The sequence below is a fragment of the Variovorax sp. YR752 genome (assembly GCF_943372545.1).
In genome coordinates, this window is sequence record NZ_CALRZC010000012.1 from 1 (window position 1) to 18,560 (window position 18,560).

At 68.1% G+C, this 18,560-nt stretch carries 19 protein-coding genes; 6 read left to right on the forward strand and 13 right to left on the reverse strand.

Translation table 11 applies throughout. The annotated features are described in order from the left end of the window. The 13 genes from cheA to fliE form a co-directional block, all read right to left on the reverse strand. A partial coding sequence (gene cheA / locus AAG801_RS04405; RefSeq protein WP_341887341.1) for a chemotaxis protein CheA occupies positions 1 to 1,901 on the reverse strand: 1,901 nt, incomplete at its 3' end. A gap of 52 nt (positions 1,902 to 1,953) precedes the next feature. Then, on the reverse strand, positions 1,954 to 2,862 hold the full coding sequence (gene motB / locus AAG801_RS04410; protein WP_341887342.1) for a flagellar motor protein MotB: 909 nt from the start codon (positions 2,860 to 2,862) through the stop codon (positions 1,954 to 1,956). Between the two features lie 13 nt (positions 2,863 to 2,875). Next, on the reverse strand, positions 2,876 to 3,736 hold the full coding sequence (gene motA, locus AAG801_RS04415; RefSeq protein ID WP_341887343.1) for a flagellar motor stator protein MotA: 861 nt from the start codon (positions 3,734 to 3,736) through the stop codon (positions 2,876 to 2,878). 62 nt (positions 3,737 to 3,798) lie between these two features. Continuing rightward, positions 3,799 to 4,389 (reverse strand): flagellar transcriptional regulator FlhC, encoded by a 591-nt coding sequence (gene flhC, locus AAG801_RS04420; RefSeq protein ID WP_341887344.1) that lies wholly within the window; start codon positions 4,387 to 4,389, stop codon positions 3,799 to 3,801. Beyond that, the gene (gene flhD / locus AAG801_RS04425; RefSeq protein ID WP_341887345.1) at positions 4,386 to 4,814 is read right to left on the reverse strand and encodes a flagellar transcriptional regulator FlhD; all 429 of its coding nucleotides are present in this window, start codon (positions 4,812 to 4,814) and stop codon (positions 4,386 to 4,388) included. The genes flhC and flhD overlap by 4 nt, the downstream gene beginning before the upstream one ends. Positions 4,815 to 5,113: 299 nt before the next feature. Continuing rightward, positions 5,114 to 5,398: an EscU/YscU/HrcU family type III secretion system export apparatus switch protein gene (locus AAG801_RS04430; protein ID WP_153285642.1), complete on the reverse strand. Its 285-nt coding sequence runs from the start codon at positions 5,396 to 5,398 to the stop codon at positions 5,114 to 5,116. After that, positions 5,395 to 6,609, reverse strand: a complete 1,215-nt coding sequence (locus tag AAG801_RS04435; protein WP_341887403.1) for a flagellar hook-length control protein FliK — start codon at positions 6,607 to 6,609, stop codon at positions 5,395 to 5,397. Before AAG801_RS04435 ends, AAG801_RS04430 begins: the two co-directional genes overlap by 4 nt. 31 nt (positions 6,610 to 6,640) lie before the next feature. Further along, positions 6,641 to 7,003, reverse strand: a complete 363-nt coding sequence (locus tag AAG801_RS04440; RefSeq protein ID WP_341887346.1) for a flagellar protein FliT — start codon at positions 7,001 to 7,003, stop codon at positions 6,641 to 6,643. A gap of 2 nt (positions 7,004 to 7,005) precedes the next feature. Continuing rightward, entirely contained in the window at positions 7,006 to 7,425 is a 420-nt protein-coding gene (fliS, locus tag AAG801_RS04445; protein ID WP_341887347.1) for a flagellar export chaperone FliS, read from the reverse strand. Between the two features lie 14 nt (positions 7,426 to 7,439). Beyond that, positions 7,440 to 8,888, reverse strand: a complete 1,449-nt coding sequence (gene fliD / locus AAG801_RS04450) for a flagellar filament capping protein FliD (RefSeq protein ID WP_341887348.1) — start codon at positions 8,886 to 8,888, stop codon at positions 7,440 to 7,442. A gap of 55 nt (positions 8,889 to 8,943) precedes the next feature. Next, positions 8,944 to 9,381: a flagellar protein FlaG gene (locus AAG801_RS04455; protein ID WP_341887349.1), complete on the reverse strand. Its 438-nt coding sequence runs from the start codon at positions 9,379 to 9,381 to the stop codon at positions 8,944 to 8,946. Positions 9,382 to 9,475: 94 nt separating this feature from the next. Next, a complete protein-coding gene (locus tag AAG801_RS04460; RefSeq protein WP_341887350.1) occupies positions 9,476 to 11,125 on the reverse strand; it encodes a flagellin in 1,650 nt (549 codons plus the stop codon). 164 nt (positions 11,126 to 11,289) lie between these two features. Then, entirely contained in the window at positions 11,290 to 11,610 is a 321-nt protein-coding gene (gene fliE, locus AAG801_RS04465) for a flagellar hook-basal body complex protein FliE (RefSeq protein WP_101489201.1), read from the reverse strand. 282 nt (positions 11,611 to 11,892) lie between these two features. Between fliE and fliF the strand changes: the two genes are divergently transcribed. Genes fliF through AAG801_RS04495 form a run of 6 tightly spaced genes read left to right on the forward strand, consistent with a single transcriptional unit; the run spans position 11,893 to position 18,555 of the window. Further along, the gene (gene fliF, locus AAG801_RS04470) at positions 11,893 to 13,581 is read left to right on the forward strand and encodes a flagellar basal-body MS-ring/collar protein FliF (protein ID WP_341887351.1); all 1,689 of its coding nucleotides are present in this window, start codon (positions 11,893 to 11,895) and stop codon (positions 13,579 to 13,581) included. Beyond that, positions 13,574 to 14,575: a flagellar motor switch protein FliG gene (gene fliG, locus AAG801_RS04475; protein ID WP_341887352.1), complete on the forward strand. Its 1,002-nt coding sequence runs from the start codon at positions 13,574 to 13,576 to the stop codon at positions 14,573 to 14,575. Before fliF ends, fliG begins: the two co-directional genes overlap by 8 nt. After that, the gene (gene fliH / locus AAG801_RS04480) at positions 14,562 to 15,326 is read left to right on the forward strand and encodes a flagellar assembly protein FliH (protein WP_341887353.1); all 765 of its coding nucleotides are present in this window, start codon (positions 14,562 to 14,564) and stop codon (positions 15,324 to 15,326) included. Before fliG ends, fliH begins: the two co-directional genes overlap by 14 nt. A gap of 4 nt (positions 15,327 to 15,330) precedes the next feature. Next, positions 15,331 to 16,755 carry a flagellar protein export ATPase FliI gene (gene fliI / locus AAG801_RS04485; protein WP_341887354.1) on the forward strand — a complete coding sequence of 475 codons (1,425 nt, stop codon included), beginning with the start codon at positions 15,331 to 15,333 and terminating at the stop codon, positions 16,753 to 16,755. Then, positions 16,752 to 17,213, forward strand: a complete 462-nt coding sequence (fliJ, locus tag AAG801_RS04490) for a flagellar export protein FliJ (RefSeq protein ID WP_341887355.1) — start codon at positions 16,752 to 16,754, stop codon at positions 17,211 to 17,213. The genes fliI and fliJ overlap by 4 nt, the downstream gene beginning before the upstream one ends. A gap of 19 nt (positions 17,214 to 17,232) precedes the next feature. Beyond that, positions 17,233 to 18,555 (forward strand): flagellar hook-length control protein FliK, encoded by a 1,323-nt coding sequence (locus AAG801_RS04495; RefSeq protein WP_341887356.1) that lies wholly within the window; start codon positions 17,233 to 17,235, stop codon positions 18,553 to 18,555. The last annotated feature ends 5 nt before the right edge of the window (positions 18,556 to 18,560 follow it).

Genomic DNA, 18,560 nt, shown 5'->3' on the forward strand with positions numbered 1-18,560 from the left:
CCGTCGCCCACGATGGTGGCAGCCGAGATGCCCGGCACCTTGCGGTAGTTGGTCTCCAGGTTCTTCACCACCACCTGGTGCTGGCCGAGCAGCTCGTCGACCAGCAGCGCGAAGCGGCTGTCGTCGGCCTGCACGATCACCAGAATGCCTTGCGTGGGCTGCGTCTGCGCGCCGGCCACGTCGAACACGCGGTGCAGCTCGATGAGTGGCAGGTACTCGCCGCGCACGCGGATCACGTGGCCGTCGGCGGTGATGGAGTGCAGGTGCTCGGGCAGCGGCTGCAGCGACTCGATGACGTAGCTCAGCGGCAATATGTACGCCTCGCTGCCCACGCGCACCGACATGCCGTTGAGGATGGCGAGCGTGAGCGGCAGCACGATGCGCGTGGACGTGCCCTGGCCGCCCCGCGAATGAATCTCGACGTGGCCGCCCATCTCCTGGATGTTGCGCTTGACCACGTCCATGCCCACGCCGCGCCCCGAGATGTCGGTGACCTGCTCGGCGGTGGAGAAGCCGGGCGCGAAGATCAGCTGCCACACCTCTTCGTCGGGCATGGCGTCGTTCACCGGCAAGCCCTGCTGGCGCGCCTTCGCGAGAATGCGCTCGCGGTTCAGGCCCGCGCCGTCGTCGCTCACCTCGATCACGATGTTGCCGCCGTGGTGCTGCGCCGACAGCAGCAGCTGGCCAGTCGCGTCCTTGCCCTTGGCCAGTCGCACGTCGGGGGCCTCGATGCCGTGGTCCAGGCTGTTGCGCACCAGGTGCGTGAGAGGATCGACGATGCGTTCGATGAGGCCCTTGTCGAGCTCGGTTTCCTTGCCGTAGGTGTCCAGGCGCACCTGCTTGCCGAGCTTGGCGCTCACGTCGCGGATCACGCGCGGGAAGCGGCTGAACACGTAGTCCATCGGCATCATGCGGATGGACATCACCGATTCCTGCAGGTCGCGCGCGTTGCGCTCCAGGTGGCCCAGGCCGCTCAGGAAGCGCTCGTAGGCCACGGGGTCGAGCACGGTCGCGGCCTGCGTGAGCATCGACTGCGTGATGACGAGTTCGCCCACGAGGTTGATGAGCTGGTCGACCTTCTCGACATCGACGCGGATGGAGCTGGACTCTTTTGCGCTGGCCGGTGCGGGCGCGGCGGCGGCCGGCGCAGGCGCTGGTGCAGCGGGCGGTTGCACGACGGGTTCTGCAACTTCGACCACGGGCGGGGCAACGTCGGCCACTTCGCGCGTGATGTCGATCTGCGATTCGTCGATGACGAAGCAGCACACGGCCACGATGTCGTCGGGGTCGCAGGTGGTCGCGAGCCGCACGGTCAGCTGGTCGTTGCTGCGCGTGCGCGTCAGCACGGTGCCGAGGTTGGTCAGCTCGCCGGCGAGCAGCTCGCATTCGCTGTCGGACAGGCGCGCGAAGCGGATGACGAGCACGCCGTCGCTGCTGCCTTCGTCGGCCGGCGCAGCGGCTTGAACGACAGGCGCCGGTGCGGGCACAGGGGCCGGCGCGGGCGCTGCGGCGTGGTTGCTCTCCATCGCCAGCTGCTGCAGCACGCCGCAGATGTGGGCGACCCGGTCGGCGTCCGGCTCCTTGCCGGCCTGGTAGGCGGTGAGTTGTTCTTGCAAGGCGTCCTTCGTTTCCAGAAAGGCATCGATCATCGGAGCGCTCAGGTGCAGCAGCCCGTGGCGGGCCCTGTCCAGCAGCGTTTCGAGCACATGCGTGGTGTTGGTCAAGGCGGTGAAACCGAACGTGGCCGCGCCGCCCTTGATCGAGTGCGCCGCGCGGAAGATGGCATTGAGCTGTTCGCTGTCGGGCGCCTCGACGTCGAGGTCGAGCAACAGCTGCTCCATCTCCGCCAGCAGCTCGATGGCTTCGACGAAGAAGGCCTGGGTGAATTGACTGAGGTCCATCTGTGGTGCTCCGAGGCCCACGCTCACGCGCGCGGCCGCTTCCTTGTTCTTGTTATCCCGCCGTGTGTCCCGCCGCCGTGCGCGCCTGCGCGGCCGGTGGCGGCAGGCCGATGCGCGTGGCGCCGGCGTCGTTGCTGTTCTCGCGCTCGATGCGCTCCTGCGTGCGGTGGTTCAGCAAGATGATGCTGATGCGCCGGTTGATGGGGTTGCGCGGGTCGGCGCGGTCCAGGTGCATGCTGTCGGCCAGGCCGATCACGCGCAGCACCTTGTCCTCGGTCATGCCGCCCGTGACCAGCTCGCGCCGCGAGGCGTTGGCGCGGTCGGCCGAGAGCTCCCAGTTGCCGTACGCGCGGTCGTTGGTGTAGACGATGGCGTCGGTGTGGCCCGACAGCGTGAGCTTGTTGGGCAGGCCGTTGAGCACCGGCGCCAGCTCGCGAAGAATGGCGCGCATGTGCGGCACCACGCGGGCGCTGGCCAGCTCGAACATCGGGCGGTTCTCGCTGTCCACGATCTGCAGGCGCAGGCCTTCGGTCGTGATGTCGATGAGGATCTGCGAGCGGAACTGCTGGAACACCGGGCTCTTCTCGATCAGCTCGTCGAGCTTCTTCTTCATCTCGGCCAGGCGGCTGGCGTCGGCCGCGTCTTCGCTGTCCGCCTCGGTGTGCCGCACCTCGCCTTCGGCATGCATCACGTCGACGCCGCCGCCGGGGATCATGCTGGTGCTCATGCTGCTCTTGTCGCCGCCGGCCAGCGCCACGCGCAGCGGCATGCGAAAGTGCTCGGCAATGCCTTCGCGCTGCTTCGGGCTCGAAATCGACAGCAGCCACATGACGAGAAAGAAAGCCATCATGGCCGTCATGAAGTCGGCATAAGCGATCTTCCAGCCGCCGCCCGCATGGCCGCCGCCATGCCCGCCACCGTGGGCGCGCTTGATGATGATGCGGGGCTTCGCGTCGCTCATGGCGGTTTGAAGATCAGCGCGCCTTGACTTCGCGGACGTGGTCGTCCAGCTCGGTGAAGGACGGGCGCTCGGTCGAGAACAGCACCTTGCGGCCGAACTCCACGGCCAGCTGCGGCGCGTAGCCGTTCAGGCTGGCCAGCAGCGTGACCTTGGCGCATTGATAAACCTTCATGGCCTCTTCGACCTTCTGCTCGATCAGCGAGGCCAGCGGCGACACGAAGCCGTAGGCCAGCAGCACGCCCAGAAAGGTGCCGACCATGGCGTGCGCAATGAGCGCGCCCATTTCAGACGGCGGCAGGTGGGCCGAGCCCAGCGCGTGCACCACGCCCATCACGGCCGCGACGATGCCCAGTGCGGGCAGTGCGTCGCCCACGCGCGAGAGGCTGTGGCCGGGCACGGCGGCCTCGTGGCGGATCGTCTCGATCTCGTGGTCCATGAGGGCCTCGATCTCGTGGGCGTCAGTGTTGCCGCTGATGACCAGGCGCAGGTAGTCGCAGAGGAACACGGTGATGCCCTCGTGCGCCAGGATGGTCGGGTAGCGGCCGAAGATTTCGCTCTGCGCCGGCGCTTCCACGTCGGACTCGAGCTTCATCATGCCTTCCTTGCGGGCCTTGGCGAGCAGCTCGTACAGCAGCGCCAGCAGGTCCATGTAGAGCTGGCGGTTGTGCTTCGAGGAACGCAGCAACAGCGGCAGCTCCCGGATGGTCGCCTTGATGGTCTTGCCGTTGTTGCCCGCAATGAACGCGCCGAGCGCGGAGCCGCCGATCATCAGCAGCTCCACCGGCTGGAACAGCACGCCGAAGTGGCCGCCCATGAGGCCGTAGCCGCCGAACACGGCGCCGATCACCACCAGATATCCCAACAGAACCAGCACGCGCTTCCCCTATGCCCTGAGGCGTCCAAAACAAAAAACCCGCGCCGGGCGCCGGGGCACTTTCACGAGACGGCGCCGCCGATGTCGAGCACCGGGCCGCCCGCGATGAGGCCGGCGCGGCGCACGGGCGCGAGCTTGGGCTTGCGCGCCTTGCCCGCGCGCGAGGGCGGGCGGCACAGCACGCACACATAGCCGTGCTTGTGGTCGTGGGCATGCGCCACGAAGTGGCCGCCGCAGCGGCTGCATGGGCTGAGCTGCAACATGTCGCTGTCGAAGAAACGCACCATGGTCTCGGCGCGCGTGAAGTCGAGCACGACCTCGCTGCCTTGCGATTCGACCTGCTCGGTGTACAGGCGGTAGGCCTTGATGAGCGCGGGCAGTTCGTCCTCGCCGGCCTCGTCGCGCATGAAGCGGTAGATGTTGTAGAACATCGACGAGTGGATGTTGGCCAGCCAGGTCATGTACCAGTCGGTAGAAAACGGCAGCAGGCCCTTGGGCGGCGAGACGCCCTTGAGTTCCTTGTACAGGCGGATCAGCCGCTCGCGGCTCAGCGCGACCACGGCCTCCAGGAACTGCAGGCGCGCACCCAGGCCGATGAGCTCGACCGCGAGCTGCACCTGCCGGACCTCGCCCAGGATGCTCTTGGCGGTCATGCGCTGGCCGAACCCGCTTTGCGCATCTGCGGCGGGGTGTGGGTATGGGTGTGGGCTTGTGCCTGCGCCTGGCGCGCGCTCATCAGGATCGACATGTGGGCCTGCTGCAGCGCCGACTCCTTGCCCTCGCCGACCACGGCGAACATGGGCCGGTCGTCCAGGCGAAAGCTGCACAGCAGGAAGTTGGACGCGGCCAGCTTCACGATCTGGCTGAGCGACATGTTCATGAGCAGATCGGCCAGCTCGCGCCCCACGCCGAGGCGGAACATGGCCTCGGCCCGGTCCCGTTTCACCAGCTTCTGCGCGAGCAGCATGTAGGCCAGATTGATCTCGCCGATTTCCTTCGAAATCACACCGCCTGCGTTGACATTGCAATTTTCCACGTCTACTTCCATTTCCGATTCCATGTCGACTTCGCCGTCCAATCCAACATGTATACATTATATACACACTTATTTACACTTAGAAGACAGAGTAGCCCAAAAAGTTAAATGGACGGTCGACGGGAAAGCCTGACTTTCCCTCTGGGGAATCGGTTTCATGCACGGTTCGGGCGAGTGCTCGGGCAGCGCAAGCAATTGTTACTGGCGTGTGTATTCCGTCATTGGCAATCACGTCGCCAATTGAATTTAAAAAGACTATCGGGTACCAACCTGCGTGAATCGGCAGGCTGGATTTTTAAATCCCTCAATAGATCAATGACTTTCCATAGAACACCGCTTCGTCACGGCGCCGCAGCCTCGGCGCCGCCTTCCAGCCGGTGAATCCAGGCCATCACTTCCGCGACCGCCTGGTACAGCTGCGGCGGGATCTGGCGGTCGAGGTCGACCTGCATCAGCAGCTTCACGAGGTCGGCCGACGCATGCACGTAGAGCCCGTGCGTGCGCGCCTCGCGCATGATCGATTCGGCCACCACGCCATAGCCCTTGGCGACGACGACGGGCGCCTTGCGCGTGTCCGCGTGCGAGAGCACGACGGCGCTGTGGCGGTTGCGAAGGTCATCGCTCATCCCGCTTCCTTCGCCGTGACCTGCAACTGCTGCAGCTGAAGGCCCACGGCTTCAAAACGTTGCGCGAGCCGGCCGGCGTCGCCGCGCAGGCGGGCCACGGTGCTGTCTTCGCGCGCATGCAGGTGCGCCTGCACGGTCGGCCCGCTGAGACTCAGGCGCAGATCGACTTCGCCCAGGCGCGGCAGCACGAGCGACACGGTGGTCGACCAGCGGCGTGTGCCTTCTTCATCGGATGGCTCGCCTTCGCGTGCGCCGGACTGGGCCTGCTCTTCCTCGATGGCCCACGCCATTGGCACGTCGGGCCAGGCTTGGCCGTTCCATCGGAAGGCGGCGCTGGCCAGCAGGTCGAGCTGTTGATGCACGACGGTGACGGCTTGCGGATGGATCACTTCGGCGCCGCGTGGGGCGGGCGTGTTGGTGACGTCGACTGCGGCGCGTGCGTGTTCTGCGATGCGGGGCGCGGGCACTTCCGACACGGCATCGGACAACCCGTAGGCCGCTTGCACGCGCGCCGCATCCGGTGCGGGAGCAGCAGCGGTCTCGCTGCGCGCGACCACGCGCGCAGGTTGCGTGATGTCAGATTCCGGCGCGTCGGCCGGCGCCGCTGCATTCGGCGCGGGCTGCGTCACACCATCAGCCACAGTCAACGCCGTCGCGGCAGTCACCACGCCCTGCCCCGTTGGTGCCAACGTCGTCGCCACCATCACCGGACTCGCCCAGCGCGCCTGCGGCTCGCGCGCCATCTGCGCCAGCGTGCGGGTGCCCGCAGCGAATTCTGCAAGGTGCGATTCGTAGAACAACCCGCTGTCCGACACCGTCTGCGCCAGCGTGCCCGCGAGTGCAGCGGTGTTCGCGCCTTGCCGCGCCACGGGCAGCAACAACGGCGCCTCGCCACGCACCGGCCCCGGCTCGGCCTGCAGGTCGGCCAGCACCGCGCCGATCACACGCGCAGCCACCGACAACCGCGTGTCGATGGAAGACGGTGCACCGCCAGCCGAAGGCGCAGCCACCTCACCACCGGACGCGCCCGACGGCACCAGCCGGTCCAGCGCCGCGCGCGAAGGCAGGCGCACGTCGTTCGCCGTCTTCGGCACGGCCACCGCCGCACCGGGCGCGCCCACCGCGGTCTCCGGCTTGAGGCCGAGCAGGTCCAGCCGCGGCGTCAGGCGCGCGGCCATCAGTGCATCGATCAGTCCGGTGAGTCCCAGCATGGCCACGGTGGTGTTGTCCTGTCGGTTCGCGTCAGTGCGCGAGGCCGTAGGCCTTGCCCAGGTTCTTCTGGTGGTTCAGCGAATCCATGCGGCGGATCAGGTCGTCGAGCTGCGGCTTGATGAGCCCTGACAGCTCGGCCTGCTCGGTGCAGATGCGCTCGAGCAGGCGCAGCACCAGGTCGCGCTGTGCAGGCTCCAGCGACGCCAGCGGCTGGATCGCCTTCAGGCGCTCGACCGACGCCGAACACCGCGCCTCCAGCTCGGGCAGTTGCCCCCAATCCTTCGCACGGGCCAGCGCCAGCATCGTCGAGATGCACGTGGCCAGCTGCTCGTAGCAATGAACGATCTCGCTGCGCACGGCCATCTGTTCCTGCCCCCAGGTCACGCTCTGCATCATCAGTTGGAAGGCCTGTCGTCGATCTCCCGCCAGGCGGAAGACAGGTGGTCGAGCAGGCGGTCGGCCTCGTCCAGCGCCTGCACATCGTTGCGCAGGTTGGCCAGCAGCAGGCGTTGCACGACGTAGTCGTAGAGCGACGACAGGTTGCCGACGATGTCGGTGCCGGCCTCGCCGGCCGCCTCGGCGTCGAGGCTGGCCTTCAAGCCGTTGTCGACGATGTTGATCGCCTTCGAAATCGCCTGCCCCTTGGCGCCGATGTCGCCGGCCGCCATGTGCAGGCGCGCCGCGCCGATGGCGGTCTTGGCGCCGTCGAACAGCATGTGGATGAGCTGCAGCGGCGACGCACTCATGGCGCGCGTCTCGATGCCGACGCGCGCGTAGACGCCGGCGCCGGTGCGGGAGTGGTGAGAGCTGTACATGGGGTGTCCTGTCCTCAGCCCTTGCTGGCGTTCATCGCGTCGAACTGCTGGGCGAGGTATTTCAGCGTGTTGTTCATGCTGCTCATCGCCACGTCCAGCTGCACGAACTGCTTGCGGTAGCGCTCCACGGTCGCGTCGGCGCGTTCCTTCATCGCGGTGTACTGGGTGTCGAGCTGCTTGAGCGAAGTCGTCACGCCGTCGGTGGCGGCCTTGAGTGCGCCCTTGCTGCCCGTGAGGTCGTCGATCACCGCGGTCAGCTGTTTGCCGTAGCCGGTGGTGCTGCCGGTGCCGCTGGCAAAGAGCTTCGACACGCCTTCCAGGTTGGTGTCGATGGCCTTGTCGAGCTTGTCGTTGTCGATGGCCAGCGTGCCGTCCTTCTGGAACGAAATGCCGATGGACGTGAGCACCTTCAGGTCGTTCGCACCGCCCGGCTGCGGGCTCGTGAGCGCCTGGCGGATGCGCGTCTGCAGGTTGCGCAAGGTCGAGTCGCCCACCAGCGGCGCGGCCGTTTCTGCTTCGGCGTCGAAGGCCGTGAGCGACTTCGCGGTGCTCTGCAGCGCGTTGTAGGCCTTCACGAAATCGGTGATGGCCGTCTTCACCGCCGTCGTGCTGGCCTTCATCACGAGGTTGAGCTTGCCGGTCTGCACCAGCGTGAGCGTGGTGCCCTGGATGGCGTCGGTCACCGAGTTGGTCGTGCTGGTGACAGCGATGCCGTTGACGGTGAGCTTCGCGTTCTGCGCCGCCGCGGTCTGCTGCAGGTTCTGCGTGCCGGCGGGGTCGTTGTTCAGCAGGTTCTGCAGCGCGGCGTCGCCGTCCACCGAGATGCGCATGGCCGAGGTTTCGCCGGTCTGCGTGGAGGTGAGCACCAGCCGGTTGGGCGTGCCGCTGCCGTCGTTCACGATGGTGGCCGAGACGCCCGCGTTGGCCGCGTTGATCGCATCGCGGATGCCGCCCAGCGTGTTGTTGCCGGCATCGATGGTGATCGGCTTGGCCGTGCGCGTGGTGTCCTTGTCGAAGGTGGCGCCGGTGTACTGGCCGGTCACCGGGTCCAGCGTGCCGCCGGACACCTTGCCGAAGTCGATGGTGATCGTGCCGCTGCCGATCGCGGTGGTGGTGTTGGTCTGCCCCTTCGCGATGACCGACTGCGCCTGTGCGAGCTGCGAGATGTCGATGGCGTAGGTGCCCGCCGAACGCGGGTCGGTGCCGCTGGCGGCCAGGATGCCGCTCACGCTCGGCGTGCCGGTGATGGCCTGGAACAGCGCCGGGTCGCCCAGCTTCTTGGCCGCCGCCTGGATGCCGGTGAGCGCGCTTTGCAGCGTGCCGTAGGCCGAGAGCTTGCTGTCGTAACTGGTCTGCTTGGCCTTCAGGGCCACGAGCGGCTGGTTTTCTGCCGTCTGCAGCTGGGTCAGCAAAGCGCCCAGGTCAAGGTTGGCGCCAACGCCGATGCTGCTGATCGATGCCATGTCGAGGGTGTCCTGAAATGCGGATGAAATGAAGAGGTCTGGAAGAAGCGCGCCGTCAGGCTTGCTGGCTCACCAGAAGCCCGGCCTGCTGGTCCATGACCTTGGCGATGCGAACGACCTCTTCGGTCGGAATCTGGCGAATGACTTCGCCGTTGCTGCGGTCGACCACCTTGACAACGAGCTTGTCGGTGTCGCGGTCGACCTCGAACTGCAGGCTGATCGAACGGCTTTCGAGCGACGCGTTGACGGACTTCACCGCCATCTCGATCTGCACGGGCGTCGCCTCCTCGACCTCGGCCTTGCGCAGTGCGGCGACCTCGGTCGCGGCTGCAGCAGCGGCGCCGGTGCGGCCGGCGAGCAGTTGCTGCAGCCAGGGGCTTTCTGTCGCGGCAGAGGCGGCGGGTACGGGCTGGGACAGGGTCTGCGTGCCGTTTCTTCTTCGGGTGTTCGTTGTCCGGTGCGGCCGCGCCAACCACGTGGCCGCACAGGACAACGCAGGCAGCTTCGGGTGTCCCCGAAGGCCTGCGAGCAAAAAACAAAGACACCGGGCGCCACCCTTGTGAGGGGCGCCCGGTGGTCTTCGCGAATCAACGCAGCAGCGAGAGCACGCCTTGCGTGGTCTGGTTCGCCTGTGCCAGCACCGAGGTACCGGCCTGCTGCAGGATCTGCGCGCGCGTCATGTTCGACACTTCCACGGCGTAGTCCGCGTCTTCGATGCGCGAACGCGACGACGACAGGTTGGAGATCGTGGTGCCGAGGTTGGCGATCACCGAGTCGAAACGGTTCTGCACCGCACCCAGCGACGAGCGCAGCTGGTCGACCTTCGACAGGGCGGCGTCCAGGGCCTTGAGCGGGTCGGTCGTTGCGGTGGTGTTGCTGACCGTCTTGGTGGTCAGGGCGCCGGTCTTCGTGGCGTCTGCGTAGACGGTGTTGGCCTTGCTGTCGGTCACGGCGCCGTTTTCGTGCATCGTGATCGTTTCCGACGTGGCGGCGCCAATGGCACCGCTGATGTCGACGAACTGCGCAGCAGCAGCGGCACCCGTCACCGCGCCGTTGACGGCCACGCTGAAGGGAGCGGTGGCGCCACCGGCACCGTCGATGTCGATCGCCGCGACAGCCGCGAACGAGTTGACGCGGGCATTGACCGTCGCAGCAGCCACGGGCTCGTTCTTGACGTCCATCACGCCAGCAGCCGTGGTCGTGAACACGGTGCCCGTGTTGTTGATCTTGATCGTGTCGCCAGCGGTGTCCATCGCCGTGGTCAGCGACGCGACGGTTGCGAGCACGGCGCCGCCGCCGTTGTCCGTGGCCGTCAGGTTGCCGTCGGTGGCGTCGATGTACAGGGCCGAACCATCGGCGGCAGTGATGCCGCCCGAGCTGTCGATCTTGACGTCCGTCGCCTTGCCGCCGAGGGTCACGGTCGCGGACAGGCTCTGGCCAGCCGGTGCCTTCAGCGAATCCGTCAGCGCGGCGCCGGTGCGGCCCGTTTCAGCCAGCGTGTAGCTCTTCGAAGAAGCGCTGTAGGTGTAGGTGGCCGCACCGATGGCGACCGTGCCCTTGTCCTGCATCTTGCCGAGCACGTCGTTGGCCGTGGCGGCCACGGTGTTCTTCGTGTAGGCGGTGTTGCCGTTGGTGGTGGCACCCTTGGCCCAGCCGGCGACCAGCAGGTCGGCTTCGGTGGCGGCCTTGTTGGTGGCGCCCTTGCCGTTCACGTTGAAGTTGTCCAGACCCAGGGTCTTGGCGCTGATTTCCTTCAGATCGATGTCGATGGTTTCGCCATCGTTCGCGCCCACTTGCACCGTCAGCTTGCCGGCGTCGGCCGACAGGACCTTCACACCGTTGAACTGGGTCTGTTCCGAGACGCGGTTGATTTCGTCCAGGCGTTGGCCGATTTCCGACTGGATCGAGTCCAGGTCGGTGGCCGAGTTGGTGCCGGTGGCGGCTTGCACCGACAGGTCGCGGATGCGCTGCAGGTTGTTGTTGACTTCGGTCAGCGCGCCTTCGGTCGTCTGGGCGATCGAGATGCCGTCGTTGGCGTTGCGCGAAGCTTGCGTCAGGCCCTTGATGTTGGCCGTGAAGCGGTTGGCGATGGCCTGGCCGGCCGCGTCGTCCTTGGCGCTGTTGATGCGCATGCCGGAAGACAGGCGCTCGATGGCCGTGTTCAGGGCCGATTGCGACTTGTTGAGGTTGTTCTGCGTGAGAAGAGAAAGGCTGTTCGTATTGATGACTTGCGCCATGTTCGACTCCTGATTGACAAAAGGTTGTGGACTCCGGCCATCGGCCGTAACGCTGGACCCGCTTCCACGGTGAGACTCAAGCCATCGTTGAAGGGGATATCGGCGGGTGTCCGCAAACCTTTAGGGCGACGACGAAAAAAGTTTGACGTCGCCACCCTGCCTCGTCATGCCTGCATGCTCATGATTTCCTGATAAGCCGACACCAGCCGGTTGCGCACCTGCAGTCCGGTCTGGAACGCCACGTTGGCCTTCTGCAGATCGACCATCACGTCGTTGAGCGCCACGCCGGGCTTGCCCAGCTCGAACGATTCGGCCTGCGCATAGGCCTGCTGCTGCGCGCCGCTGATGTTGGCGAGCGAGCGCTGCAGCTCGGCGGCGAAGCTGCCCGCGCCGGCCGGCGCAGAGGTCGCAGGCCCCATGCCGCTGGCGAGCGCGGTGGCGCGCATCTGCTGCAGGACGGATTCGATGGCATTGATGGAGGACATGGGGGAAAAGTTCACTTCCAGCTGACTTGACACGGAGCGCGCGAGCCCTCCAACCGGCAGGCAGCGTACCAAGGGACAACCCCGATTCAAACGCGCAACTGAGGGCAAAACCCCCGGCTGTTCGACCGATCGAATTGGGCGGCGCCTGCTGAAAATCGTTCGCGAAACGAACAGGCCTTGGCCGAGATCGCCGGCCCCTGGAATGACATCCCCCTACCGAATCCTCTCTCTCACCCCGGCGCCGGCCCTGTGCGGCGCGACGGCCGCAGCGAAGGCGCGCCGATGAACACGGCCGCGCCCACGGGCAGCCTGCCGGCGGGCGGCAATGGCCTGCCCCCGATGCTGGAGCGCATGCGCGCGCAGCCGCGCCTGCCGTTGATCATTGGCGCCGCGGCGCTGGTGACGGTGCTGGCCGCTGCCCTGCTGTGGAGCCGCGGCCCTGACTACAAGGTGCTCTACACCAACGTGTCGGACCGCGACGGCGGCGCGATCATCGCGTCGCTGCAGCAGATGAACGTGCCCTACAAGTTCGCCGAGGGCGGCGGCGCGATCCTCATCGCGGGCGACAAGGTGGCAGAGACGCGCCTGAAGCTCGCAGCGCAGGGCCTGCCCAAGGCCGGCGGCGTGGGCTTCGAACTGATGGACAACCAGAAGTTCGGCACTAGCCAGTTCGCCGAGCAGGTCAACTACCAGCGCGGGCTCGAAGGCGAACTGGCGCGCTCCATCGAATCGATCGGCACCATCGAAGCGGCGCGCGTGCACCTGGCGCTGCCCAAGCCGTCGCTGTTCGTGCGCGACCAGAAGAAGCCTTCGGCCTCGGTGGTGCTCACGCTGATGCGCGGGCGCAGCATCGACGAAGGCCAGGTGAGCGCCATCGTGCACATGGTGTCCAGCAGCGTGCCCGACCTGGACGCCAAGAACGTCACGGTGGTCGACCAGCGCGGCAACCTGCTGTCGTCGGCGCGTGGCACCAGCCAGGGGCTGGACGTGAGCCAGCTCAAGTACGCGCAGGAGATCGAGCAGGGCTACGTGCGCCGCATCGAAGCCATTCTTCAGCCGCTGGTGGGTGCGAGCAACGTGCGCGCACAGGTCGCGGCCGACATCGATTTTTCGGTGGTGGAGCACACCGACGAGAAGTACAAGCCCAACCAGGACCCGACGCAGGCCGCGATCCGCAGCCAGCAGTCCAGTGAATCGGCACAGCAGAACGGCGCACCGCCCGGCGGCGTGCCGGGCGCGCTGTCGAACCAGCCGCCGGTGAACCCGACGGCGCCGATCACGGCGCCCAGGCCACCGAACGCGCCCAACGCACCGGGCACGGCGACCGCGCCTCCTACGCCTGCACCGGCCGGCCCGAGCAACACGCGCAAGGACGTCACGACCAACTACGAGCTCGACCGCACCATCCGCCACGTGCAGCAGGCCGCTGGCGGCGTGAAGCGCCTGTCGGTCGCCGTGGTGGTGAACCACCGCGACACGGTCGATGCCGCGGGCAAGGCCAGCGCCCACGCGCTCACGCCGGCCGAGCTGGAGCAGATCCGCAACCTCGCGAAGGAAGCGATGGGCTTCAGCACCGAACGCGGCGATTCGCTCAACGTGGTCAACAGCGCCTTCGCCCGCGACGCCGAGGCCGGCCCCGCGCCCGAGCTTCCGTTCTGGCGCGACCGCGACAACCTCGCGCTCGGCAAGGCGCTGGGCCCGTACCTGCTCATCGGCCTGCTCGCGCTGTTCGCATGGTTCGCCGTGGTGCGTCCGCTGATGCGCCGGCACCTGGCACCGCTGCCGCCCGCACAACCTGCGACGCCTGTGGTCGCTGACGCCGCCGCGCCTTCCGCCGAACCCGAAGAAACACTGCAGCAGCGCGAGTCCACACACCAGAAGGCCGACATGGACTACGCCCAGCAGACCGCCGACAAGGACCCCAAGCTCGTGGCCGCCCTGATCCAGCACTGGATGCACACCCATGACTAACAGCGAGGCAGGAACCCGCAAGAGCGCCATCCTGCTCATGGCGCTGGGCGAAGACCGCGCCGCCGCCGCGCTGCACCTGCTGCCCACCTCCGAGGTGCAGGCGCTGGGCCTAGCGATGTCGAAGCTCAGCGCGGTGTCGCGCGACGAGCTGGCCTCGGTGCTGGCCGAGTTCCGCCAGGAGACCGAGCAACTGTCGGCGCTGCACCTGGGCTCCACCAGCTACATCCGCGCCGTGCTCAAGAAGGCGCTGGGCGACGACCGCGCGAGCAACCTGCTCGAGGACATCCTGCAGCCCGACGAGCCGCACGGCGGCATCGAGCGGCTGAACGAACTCGAGGCCGGCGAAGTGGCCGAGCTCATCCGCGACGAGCACCCGCAGATCCTTGCGACGCTGCTGGTGCACCTGGACCGCATGAAGGCGTCGGAGGTGCTCGAGAAGCTGCCCGCGCGCCTGCGCCACGACGTGATCATGCGCGTGGCCACCTTCGGCGGCGTGCAGCCGTCGGCGCTCAACGAGCTGACCGAAGTGCTCACCGAAATGCTCGCGGGCCAGGGCCTGCGCCGCAGTCGCCTGGGCGGCGTGCGCACGGCGGCCGAGATCGTCAACCTGATGAGCACCACGGTGGAAGAAGAAGCCATTGCCCATGTGCGCGAGCAGGACGAGGCGCTGGCCCAGCGCATCGTCGACGAGATGTTCGTGTTCGAGAACCTGCTGGGCCTGGAAGACCGCAGCATCCAGCGCCTGCTCAAGGACATCGAGTCCGACTCGCTCATCATCGCGCTCAAGGGCGCGCCGCTGGAGCTGCGCGACAAGTTCCTCAGCAACATGTCGCAGCGCGCCGCGGAAACACTGCGCGAGGACATGGAGCTGCGTGGCCCCGTGCGCGTGTCGCAGGTCGAGACCGAGCAGAAGGCCATCCTGCAGGTGGCGCGCCGGCTCGCGGACGCCGGCGAGATCGTGATCGCGGCGCCTGGCACCGATGACTTCGTCTGACCCCGGCGCCTTCGGAGGATCGCGCGAGCGCCTCGCCGCCATCCACGCGGCCGCGCGCCAGGCCGGTGCCGGCACGCCCGCGCTCTCGGCCTGGGAGCGCTGGGAGATGGGCACGCTCGATGGCAAGGCGCCGTCGGGCACCGCCCTTTCACGCCAAACAGCGCAGCGCCCTGCACCGCCGCCTGCGCCCGCAGCGCCCAAAGTCGACCTCGCCGAGCTGGCCCGCATCCGCAAGGAAGCACGGGCAGCAGGCGAAGCCGAGGGCCGCGCCGCCGGGCTGGCCGAAGGCCGCCAGGTCGGCCACACCGAAGGCCTGGCCACCGGCCTCGCCGCGGCCAGCGTGCACGCCGAACGCCTGCGCGCGCTGGCCCGCTCGCTGCCCGAGGCGCTGCGCGGCGCCGAAGCCGAACTGGCCGAAACCGTGCTGGCGCTCGCACTCGATGTGGCGCGCCAGGTCGTGCACCGCACCTACCAGGCCGAGCCCGAATGGGTGCTGCCGCTGGTGCGCGACCTGCTGCATGCCGAACCCGCGCTGCGCGGCGAGCCGCGCCTGCTGCTGCACCCCGACGACATCGCGCTGGTGAAGAACAGCCTGGGCAGCGAGATCGAGGCGGCCGGCTGGCAGCTGCGCGCCGACGACAGCCTGGCGCGCGGCGGCTGCCGCGTGCAGTCGGCCACGGGCGAGCTGGACGCCAGCCTGGCCACGCGATGGGAGCGTGTGGGTGCGGCGCTGCGTGGTGACGCCTCCTGAGCCGATGCAGACTGCGGCCACCAACCCTCATCTGAACAGCGTGCGCGCCGCGCTGGAGCAGGCGCGTGCCGACGTCGCGCGCTGCACGACCACGACCGCCTCGGGCCGCCTCACGCGCGCCGTCGGCCTCGTGCTCGAAGCCGTGGGCCTGCAGTTGCCCGTGGGCAGCGACTGCCTCATCGAACTGCCGCCCGGCCATCCGCAGCGGCATGCCGAAGCCGAGGTCGTCGGTTTCGCCGGCGACCGTCTCTTCCTCATGTCGCAGACCGAGGTCGCAGGTCTGCTGCCCGGTGCGCGCGTGTTCGCGCGGCCCGGCCTGCGCGAGCCCGGTGCGACCGGCGACGCGCATACCAAGCGCCTGCCCGTCGGCGAAGGCATGCTCGGCCGCGTGGTCGATGCGGCCGGCCGCCCGCTCGACGGACTCGGCCCGCTCGATGTCGCGCGCCAGGTGCCGCTCGCAGCGCCGCCCATCAACCCGCTGTCGCGCGCGGCCATCGACTCGGTGCTCGACGTGGGCGTGCGCGCCATCAACGCGATGCTCACCGTCGGCCGCGGCCAGCGCATGGGCCTGTTTGCTGGCTCGGGCGTGGGCAAGAGCGTGCTGCTGGGCATGATGGCGCGCTACACCAGCGCCGAAGTGATCGTGGTCGGCCTCATCGGCGAGCGCGGGCGCGAGGTGAAGGACTTCATCGAGAACACGTTGGGCGAGGAAGGCCTGGCCCGCGCCGTGGTGGTGGCCGCGCCGGCCGACAACTCACCGCTGCTGCGCCTGCAGGGCGCGGCCTACGCCACCTGCCTGGCTGAATACTTTCGCGACCAGGGCAAGGACGTGCTGCTCATCATGGATTCGCTCACGCGCTATGCGATGGCGCAGCGCGAGATTGCGCTGGCCGTGGGCGAGCCGCCCGCCACCAAAGGCTACCCGCCCTCGGTGTTCGCGCGGCTGCCTGCATTGGTCGAACGTGCAGGCAACGGCGCGCGCGACGCGCAGGGGCGCGGCGGCTCGATCACCGCCTTCTACACCGTGCTGTCCGAAGGCGACGACCAGCAGGACCCGATCGCCGATTCGGCGCGCGCGATTCTCGACGGCCACATCGTGCTCTCGCGCACGCTGGCCGAGGCGGGGCACTACCCGGCCATCGACATCGAGGCGTCGATCAGCCGCACGATGACGTCGCTGATTCCGTCCACGCAGTTCGACACCGTGCGCCGCTTCAAGCAGATGCTGTCGCGCTACCAGCGCAACCGCGACCTGATCAGCGTGGGCGCCTACGCGCCCGGACACGACCTGCAGCTGGACCAGGCGATCGCGATGTACCCGCGCATCGAGGCCTTCTTGCAGCAGTCGATGCACGAACGCACCGGCTACGAGGAGGCCATCGCCCACATGGACAGCCTGTTCACCACCCCATCTCACGGACGCCCATGAGCAGCAGCAACAAGCTCCCCCTCGGCATGCTCATCGACCTGGCGCAGAGCCAGACCGACGACGCCGCGCGCCGCCTGGGCGCACTGCAAAGCGCGCATCTGAGCGCGCAGCAGAAGCTCGATCTGCTGCTGCAGTACCGCCAGGACTACCACGCGCAGCTCGACACGCTGATGCGCGGCGGCCTGCCGTCCTCGCAGTGGCGCAACTACCGCAACTTTCTCGGCACGCTCGACCACGCGATCGCGCAGCAGCGCGCCATCGCCGAGCGGGCCGGGCACCAGCTCGACCGCGGCCGCACCGACTGGCAGCGCGAGAAGCGCCGCCTCAGCTCGTTCGACACGCTGGCCGATCGCGTGCGCACGCAGGAGCTGATGGCGCAGGCCAAGCGCGAACAGCGCGACAGCGACGAGCGCGCCGCCCGCCAGTTCTTCGACCGCGCCTCGCACCCCACCCACTGAACCTCCTCCAGGAACCGACATGCCTCCCATGATCCCGCCGTCCGTCACGCCTGCTGCCACCTCCCCGGTGGCGCAGGCCGGCGCACGTGGCCGCAGTGCCGACGAGGCCCAGGGCCGTGCGTTCGGTGCGGCGCTCGAACGTTCGCGTGCGAGCCAGGCCGAGAAGGCATCGAGTGATGCCGACACCGTGGTCGCGGAGGCCAAGCCGCCGCGCAAGGCCGATCTCGCGGAAGAGATGCGGGACGCACAGCCTGCGGAGCCGGATCTCGCTTTTCTTGCTGCGGCTGTCACGCCGCAACAGGCATTGGCTCTTGCAGGACTTGCGACCACACAGAGCAGCGGTGCGCCAGAAACTGTCCTGACGCCCGATGCGCAAGTCGCCCTGCCTGCGGGCACAGTGCGTTTGAGCAGCGATGCCGCAATCGCTCCAGAGCCGACTCTCGCCACTGAAGACGCGTCCGCTCCCACTGCAATCGCCGCCGCGCAGAGCGCAGCGCCCGAAGCCGACAGCGCAGCCCCACCCTCTCTGTACGAGATCGTGCGCGCCGCCGTGGCCGCGCAGCCGATGGCTGTCGACGGAAAGAAGCCGGCTGCTGCACCTGCAGGCCCACCCGTCGGCACCGCCGCACCGGGCCGCGCCGGCGCACCGCGCACCGTGAGCACCACCACCACCGAACAACTCGCAGCCGCTGCGCAAGCCCAGCCCGCCGGCGACACGAAGCCCGTGACGGCAGAAGCCGCACCTGTCGCCGCAGCGCCTGCCACCGCTTCAAGCGACGACGCGGCAACCCCAGCCGCTTCTTTCGCACTTCAACAACCCACCGCCACCTCCACCGAGCGCACGGCCGAGAGCCCCGCCGCACGTCCCCTCGTGCATACGCTCGCCCCCGAAGTCGGCAGCGAGAAATGGGCGCCCGCACTCGGCCAGCAGCTCGCGCGCATGAGCCTCACCGGCACGCACACGGCCGAGCTGGACCTCAACCCCGCCGGCCTCGGCCCGCTGAAGGTCACGCTGTCGATCGGCAAGCACCAGGCGCAGGCCGCGTTCGTGTCGGCCCACGAGAGCGTGCGCAAGGCCGTCGAGGCCGCGCTGCCGCAGCTGCGCACCAGCCTGTCGGAGCAGGGCATCACGCTGGGCCAGACCTCGGTCGGCGCGGACACGCGCGCACCGTTCGGGCAGGACACCGCGTTCGCGCAACAACAGCAGCAACAACACCAGCGGCAGGGCGCATGGCGACCGCAAGGCACGTCTGCCACGGCCGACATCGCCCGCACGACCACGGCGGCACCCCGCCCCGCTGCCACCTCACGCACGGGCCCGGGCGTCGACACCTTCGCCTGAAACCG